The 7,092-nt window shown below is 73.7% G+C and carries 5 protein-coding genes and 1 pseudogene; all 6 read right to left on the bottom strand.

Annotated features, from left to right (window positions below):
* Positions 1 to 144 precede the first annotated feature (144 nt).
* Positions 145 to 2,898, bottom strand: a complete 2,754-nt coding sequence (locus ONA70_RS33525; protein WP_265010494.1) for a glycoside hydrolase family 78 protein — start codon at positions 2,896 to 2,898, stop codon at positions 145 to 147.
* A gap of 233 nt (positions 2,899 to 3,131) precedes the next feature.
* Positions 3,132 to 3,683, bottom strand: a complete 552-nt coding sequence (locus ONA70_RS33520; RefSeq protein ID WP_265010493.1) for a YciI family protein — start codon at positions 3,681 to 3,683, stop codon at positions 3,132 to 3,134.
* A gap of 100 nt (positions 3,684 to 3,783) precedes the next feature.
* Entirely contained in the window at positions 3,784 to 5,367 is a 1,584-nt protein-coding gene (locus tag ONA70_RS33515) for an FAD-dependent monooxygenase (protein WP_265010492.1), read from the bottom strand.
* 74 nt (positions 5,368 to 5,441) lie between these two features.
* Positions 5,442 to 6,356, bottom strand: a complete 915-nt coding sequence (locus ONA70_RS33510) for a cation diffusion facilitator family transporter (RefSeq protein ID WP_265010491.1) — start codon at positions 6,354 to 6,356, stop codon at positions 5,442 to 5,444.
* Between the two features lie 198 nt (positions 6,357 to 6,554).
* Positions 6,555 to 6,794 carry a DUF397 domain-containing protein gene (locus ONA70_RS33505; protein WP_265010490.1) on the bottom strand — a complete coding sequence of 80 codons (240 nt, stop codon included), beginning with the start codon at positions 6,792 to 6,794 and terminating at the stop codon, positions 6,555 to 6,557.
* A gap of 117 nt (positions 6,795 to 6,911) precedes the next feature.
* Positions 6,912 to 7,092 (bottom strand): annotated as a pseudogene (locus ONA70_RS33500) (MFS transporter); the annotation flags it as partial.

Raw genomic sequence — 7,092 nt, 5'->3', positions numbered from 1 at the left:
ACCGTCGGCGTCAGCCCGAGCAGCAGTGTGACGACCGCGGAGAGCACGCGCCGCGTCGTGAGCGTCATGGTTCTCACCCTTCTGTGCGGCGGTCCGCACCGAGGTCGTGGGCGGTGTCCCGGCGGTGGACGGCCGGGACCGTGGTCAGCGGGGCTGGGCGGCGGTGTCGGCGACCGGGTGGAAGCTGGACCGGCCGGAGCCCACCTCGAACACGGCGCGGCCGTCCTGGATCCCGACGAAGGTGGCCTTGCTCGGGCCGGCCGCCCGGTAGGACATGCCGTCGGTGATCGGCAGGGCGACCCGGGCGGTGACGTTGACCGGCACGTCGAGGTCGGCCGTCAGACCGGCGCCGGTACGCCGCCAGTCGAGGTGGACCGGGCCGCGCTGGGTGGGCACGGTGCCGGCCGCGTGGTCGAGCCCGACGGCGGGCGGCACCACGTCCACCACGGCGGCCCCCGGCGTGGCGGTGCGGACGCCCAGCAGGCTCTCCTGGACGTCGACCACGGCCTGCGAGCCCCAGCCGTGGGACTGGCTGAAGTTGGTGCCGGGGTCGAGGGTCCAGGCCTCCCAGGTGAACGTGCCGCCCTGGGCGAGGATGTTCGCCCAGCCGAGGTCGTCCGGGTTGGTGAGCAGCCGCAGCACGGCGTCGGGCCGGCCGGCGTCGGCGAGCGCGCGCAGCAGCCAGTGCGCGGTCATCGGCCCCTGCTTCATGCCCATCGCCGCCAGGTGGTCGGCCAGCGCCGGCAGGTCGGCGCGCGGAGCCACGCCGTGGGCGATGGCGTACGAGGTGGCGTGCTGTCCGGCGTGGCCGCTCTGCTCGCCGGTGGCGGACAGCCCGTCGACGTAGCTGCCGTCGGCGCGGCGCAGCTTGGCGTTCATCGCGGCGGTGAGGTCGGCGGCCCGGCCGTCGTACGCGGCGACCTCGGCGGCGGGCCGGCCGAGCGCCTCGGCCATCCGGGCGGTGGTCCGCAGCACGTCCACACCCTGGGCGTTGATGGTGGTCCGGGCCACGGCCGTCATGTCGTAGCCGAAGCGGCCGGGCTCGGGCCAGTCGACGATGCCGTAGCGGTAGGCGCCGCTGCCGCCGGCCAGCTCGGTGACCAGGCCGGCGGTCGGGCCGGTGGCCGGGATGTGGCGCTGCACGTAGTCGGCGGTGTCCCGGATGGCGGGGTACGCCTCGGCGAGCAGCGCCCGGTCGCCGGTCTGCGTCCAGTACCGCCACACCCAGTCGACGAACATCAGCGAGTAGTCGGGGATGTCCCGCTTGCCGTCGCCGTTGGGATAGACGGCGTTGTAGCGGCCCCGGTCGTCGCCGGTGGTCCAGTAGCGGGCGGCGGAGCGGAGGAACTCGCGGATGGCCTGCTGGGTGGCGTCGCGCTCGCCGAAGGCGCCCATCGTGGCGTAGGAGATGTTCGCGGCGTCGCCGAGGAACTGGCCCTTCTCCCGGGTGGGCGTGTCGACGAACGCCTCCTGCACGGAGTAGAGGGCGGAACGTTTCAGCATCGTCCACACCGCGTCGAGGGTGGTGTCCGAACTGGCGAAGGTGGCGTCCCGGCCGGCGGGAACGTCGGTGTGCACGACGACGGCGGAGATGTCGTCGAGGGCGATTTCCTCATCGGCGCCGGGGATCTCCAGGTAGCGGAAGCCGAGGTGGGTGAACGCCCGGAACTCCTGCGGGCCGTCCTTCTGCAGGTACGGGAAGCTCATGTTCGTGCCCTGCGACTGCAGGGTGGACGTGGCGACCCGGCCGGTGTCGGTGAGGGTGTAGCCGGCCCGCAGGGTGACCGTGCGGCCGGCCACGCCCGCGTCGAACCGTACGACCGGGCGGGCGGGAATGACCACGCCGAAGTCGGCGACCACCGTGCCGTCGTCGGCGGTGCGCAGCGCGACCGGGGCGACGGTGGTCTCGGCCAGCCGGGTCTCCTGGCCGATCAGGTGCGGGTACGACGCGTTCGGGTGCGCCCCGACGACCTGGGGCGCGGTGAACGGCGCGACGCTGTCGTCGTAGCCGGGCCGGGTCCACCCGGTCACCTCGGCGCGGGCGTCCTGCCGCTCGACCCGGTCGCCCTCGCCGTTGCGGCGCTCGGCGCCGGCGACGAACCGGGTGTCCCGGGCGACCCGCCACGATCCGTCGGTGACGAACACCTCCCGGGTGCCGTCGGCGTGCTCGACGACCAGCTTCATCAGCAGGCCCCGGTTGCCGGCGGGGCGGCCCTGACCGCTGCCGTACCAGTGGTAGCGCACTCCGATGGCCAGCGGCTCGCCGGCGGTGACCAGGTCGCTGACGTCGGCTGCCTGGTAGTAGTCCTCGCCGGGATAGCCGAAGGAGGTGCCGCGGTCGGCGCGGGTGCCGTTGAGGTACAGCTCGTAGGTGTGGTCCGCGGCGGTGTAGGCGCGGGCGCGGACCACCGGGCTGGCGTTGGGGCGTACCTCGGTGCGGGCCAGGGTGTAGTCGTCGGCCTCGGTGGTGGCCCGGCGGATCCAGCTGGCACCCTCCCACTGGCTGTCGGAGATGCCGGTCTCGAAGGCGCCGCTGCCCGGCGGGGACGGCTGGTCGGTGCGGTCCCAGGTGCGGACCGTCCACTCGTACGCCGTGCCGGCGCGCAGGGCGGGCCCGCCGTAGGGCACATAGGACTGCTGGTCGGAGGCGACCTTGCCGGAGTCCCAGATCAGGTCGCCGCCGGCCGTCGTGACGGTGATCCGGTACGCGGTCTGGGTCTCTCCCGGGTCGACGTCCCTGGGCAGCCAGCCGAACTGGGGGATGCCCTCCACGTTGAGCGGTCGGGTCCGGTCGCCGACCGTCAGCCCGGCCGGCGCGGTCGGGGCGTGGCCCGGGGCGGCCGAGGCCGGTGGGGCGCCGGCGGCGACCGTCGCGACGACGGCCGCCGCCGCGATCACCGTGGTCCGGCTCCTGAACAGCGGCTGGGGTCCGGGAGTCCGAGGTGTCACGCCTGCCTCCGCGCGGTCGTGAATCGTTTCAGGCAGGCTACGTGCTGATGTTCTTCGTGTGAAGACATCCTTCGTGGCCGGATCCGGACACGGAGCCCGGCAGCGACGGGCCGGGAGTGACCGGAGCCGGCGCCGACGGCGACCCCGGTCTGAGCCACCGGCGGTTCACCGCCCTCCCCCGGTCAGGACGGCCGGCCGCCGAACGCCCAGCGGTGCACCTCGATGTCGGCGTACCGGTGCGGGGTCAGGACGGCACGGGCCTCGCCCGGGTCCGACGCCCGGACCAGCGCCACCGTACCCAGCCAGGTGGCGCCGTCGTCGGACAGCAGCGGCCCGTACGCGATCAGCTCGTCCCGGCCGGGCGGCACCGCGAGTTCGGCGGCCTGGCCCCCGCCGAGGCCGAGCACCAGGTACCGGTTGCCACCGGTCCTGCCGCCAGGAAAGTCCCACATGGTGCGTCCCAGCGTGTTGCGCCACCGGCGCAGCAGCACGTCCCGGTACACACCGGCCTGGTAGTTGGGCTCGTCGAAGGCGAACGCCCGGGCCGCCGCCGCGTCCGGCAGGTCGACGATGTGCACGCTCCCGGTGGGCGTGGCGCCGTCGTCGGCGAAGGTCGGCCCCCGGGCGATCATCTCGGTCGCGTACCGGTCCATGTAGGACCAGTGTTCCTGCAGCAGCTCGCGGCGCAGTGACGCGGAGTCGCGCCGGTCCCGGTGGTAGCAGAAGAACTCCATGCCCGAGATCTTGACCGCTGCCCCGGACATCGAGGCGGGCGGGGACCGCCGGTGGCCGCAGCAGGTCCGGCACCCGGCGCGGCGTGCCGGCAAGGGACGACTACGGGCCGACCCACCGGCGCAGGTAGCCGCGCAGGCCGGCCAGGTCGGTCCCGCCCGCGCGGTAGCCGACGTGCCCGTCGGGCCGGACCAGGTAGCCGGCGTGGGCGCCGGGGCTCACCCCGAGGCGGCGCAGGACCTCGGCGTCGGCTCCCGGAGTCAGCCGGTGGGCGGTGAGCCGGCCACGGTGGTGGCGGGTCAGGTCGTCGATCTCGTCGGCGGGCCAGCCCTGCGGCGGACCGCAGAGCAGCAGGTGCCAGCCGGGTGCGGCGGCGAGCCGGTGCAGCGAGCGGCCGCCGGCCAGTGGGACGTCGGGCAGTCGGTCCCCGGCTCGCGGACCGGTCCGCGGCGCACGGGGGCCTTCCGTGGACAGCGGGCTGCGCCGGTAGCGGATGGCGAGCTGGGCGACCGTGCGGAACGCGGTGGCCCGCACGAACCGGGGCGCGAGGACCGCCGGCAGCAGGGCGGGGGCGAGCCGGGTACGGGCGAAGCGGATCAGCGGGTTGGTGGAGGTGGCGACGGTGAAGGCCCGGTCGGTGAACCGCAGCACCATCCGGCCGACCGGGGCCCGTTCCGCGTGGTAGCTGTCCAGCAGGGCGGGGTCGGCGTCGGTGTGCAGGGCCTGGGCGATCTTCCAGCCGAGGTTCACCGCGTCCTGGATGCCGGTGTTCATGCCCTGCGCGCCGGCCGGGCTGTGGATGTGCGCGGCGTCGCCGGCCAGGAACACCGGCCCGGACCGGTAGGCGGTGGCGGCCCGGTGGTGCAGCCGGAAGTTCGTCGCCCACACCGGGTCGTGCAGCCGCAGCCCACCACCCGCGTACGCGTCGGCCAGTGCCTGCAGCTCGGCGAGGTGGACCGGTGCGCCCGGCGAGGTGCGATCGTCGGGTGGCCGCATCGCCACCATCCGCCAGCCGGCCGGGTGACCGAGCGGGAAGAGGAGCAGCAGCCCCCGTCCGGCGAGGAAGGCGTGTGCCGCGTCCGGCTCGACGCCGTCGACCTCCAGGTCGGCCAGCACGAAGGTCTGCGGGTAGGCGGCGCCCTCGAAGCCGATTCCGGCGAACTGCCGCACCGCGCTGTGCGCGCCGTCGCAACCCACCACGTACCGGGTCGACACCCGCTCCACCCGGCCGTCGCGGTCGCGCAACGTCGCGACCGCCGCCCGGCCGGTCAGGTCCAGACCGGCCAGTTCGACGCCGCGTTCGACGCTCACCCCGACGGTCGTCAGGTGCTCGCCGAGCAGCCGCTCGGTCTCCGCCTGCGAGAGGAGCAGCAGGTACGGGTACGCGGTGTCGGGCAGGCCCAGGTCGAACAGCCGCACCGAGCGCTGCCGCCGACCCGCGTGCAGGGTCAGCCGCACCGCCTGGTTGCCGGCCGCCACCATCTCGTCGGTGACCCCGGAACCGGCCAGCACCTCCAACGTGCGGGGCTGGACGGCCAACGCCCGCGATTCGTGCGCCCGGCCGGACGCCCGGTCGACGAGGCGTACCCGCACGCCGTACCGGGCGAGCTGCCCCGCCATGGTGAGGCCGGTCGGCCCCGCCCCGACCACCAGCACGTCCACCTCGGAGCCCGCAGCACCCGACATCGGCAACCCCTGGTTCGCAGCGTCGATCGCACCATCCCGGTCAGTTCACGGTAGCGCCGACGCTCGGGGAAACCTCACCAACCGCTCTCGGCACAGACCCCGTCCGCGTCCTGCGGCTCCGCCTGCAGGGTGGCGTGCTCGATGGCGAACCGGTCGTGCAGCACCTGGCGGGACGCGGCGAGCACGGTGGCGAGGTCGGCTTCGCGGGTGAGGATCAGGTGCGCCGAGGCGACCTCCATGCCCGAGGTCAGGGTCCACACGTGCAGGTCGTGGACGCCGGCGACGCCCTCGACCGCGTCCAGCGCGTCGCGGACCTGCGCGACGTCGAGGTGCGGCGGCGCGGCCTGGACCAGCACCCGCACGGCCGCCCGGCCCAGCTTGTAGGTGCGGGGCAGGATGAACAGGCCCACGGCCACCGCGATGATCGGATCGGCGTACCACCAGTTGGTGCCGGCGATGATGCCGGCGGCGACGATCACCCCGACCGAGGTGAACAGGTCACCCAGCACCTCCAGGTACGCCCCCCGCACGTTGAGGCTCTCCTCGGAGCCGGCGCGCAGCAGCAGGAACGCCCCGACGTTGGCCAGCAGGCCCGCGACCGCCACGACCAGCATCGGCCCGGCGAGCACCTCGGGCGGTTCGGCGAATCGGCGCACCGCTTCCAGCAGGACGTAGATCGCCACACCGAACAGCAGGACGGCGTTCGCCAGCGCGGCGAGCACCTCCATCCGATACAGGCCGAAGGTGCGCTGTCCGTCGCGGGAGGCTCTGCTCGCCGCGGTGATCGCCGCTAGGGCCATGCCGATGCCGAGGACATCGGTGAACATGTGCCCCGCGTCGGACAGCAGCGCGAGCGAACCGGTCAGCCAGGCGGCGATCGCCTCGATGAGCATGAACGCCGCAAGAAGGCCGAACGCCGCCCACAGCCGGCCACGGTGCTTCGCGCCGGCCCGCAGCGCCTGCTGGCCGTGATCGTGTCCCGCTCCCATGTCGCGCACTTCCCTCCCGTCGACCGGACGACAACATATGCTCACATTGCAATAAGTGCAACTGACCCTGCGACATACGAAAGCAGTGACCCCTCGGTCCGGGTGACCGGAACCGAGGGGTCATCGGCGGTTGGAGTTGCGGCTACCACACCGCTCGCGGCTGCTGCCTCACCGTCGAAACGGCCCTACGAGCACGGCTCAGAGGGCCTGGCCGGCCCGCACCGAGTCGAGGAACGTCGACCACTCCTGGGCGTCGACCTCGATCGTGACGTCCGGCCGCTGCGAGTTCCGCAGCAGTCGGCCTCCGTCCGGGGTATGGGCCACCTCAAGGCAGTTCGGGCCGGAATTGTCGCAGCGATTCGGGCGGGTCCACTGCATACCGTTCTCTCCTTCGATGAGCCGGCCGACGGCCGGCGGGGCGATGAGCGGTCGGGTCAACTGGTGCACGCGACAGAGCCGGCAAACGCGTCACGGACCGACCATGTCGTGCGGCCGTGCATCCGACCTACCGTCGGAGAGGAGCGAAGCCTGCCGTCGGTGTGTTACATCACCGGCTCATCCGACGCGTACCGGCTCTGCCTCGTCGGCCGGCTGCCGCTTCGCCGCGCGCAGGGTGAGTCCCGCGACGACGGCGCCCACGGCGGCGATGATCCCGGCGCCGACGAAGGCGGCGGAGTAGCCGTCGGTCAGCGCGGTCAGGTCGTCGAGCCGGTCGGCGCCCGCGGACGAGGCGACC

The organism is Micromonospora yasonensis (assembly GCF_026013475.1).
Lineage (GTDB): Bacteria > Actinomycetota > Actinomycetes > Mycobacteriales > Micromonosporaceae > Micromonospora > Micromonospora yasonensis.
This window is presented reverse-complemented; position numbering and strand designations above follow the sequence as displayed.

What these genes read in the sequence shown, in the direction of transcription:
- ONA70_RS33520 (WP_265010493.1), bottom strand. Translation starts at nt 3,683, where the DNA reads ATGGAGTTCTTCTGCTACCACCGGGACCGGCGCGACTCCGCGTCACTG.
- ONA70_RS33515 (WP_265010492.1), bottom strand. Translation starts at nt 5,367, where the DNA reads ATGTCGGGTGCTGCGGGCTCCGAGGTGGACGTGCTGGTGGTCGGGGCG.
- ONA70_RS33510 (WP_265010491.1), bottom strand. Translation starts at nt 6,356, where the DNA reads ATGGGAGCGGGACACGATCACGGCCAGCAGGCGCTGCGGGCCGGCGCG.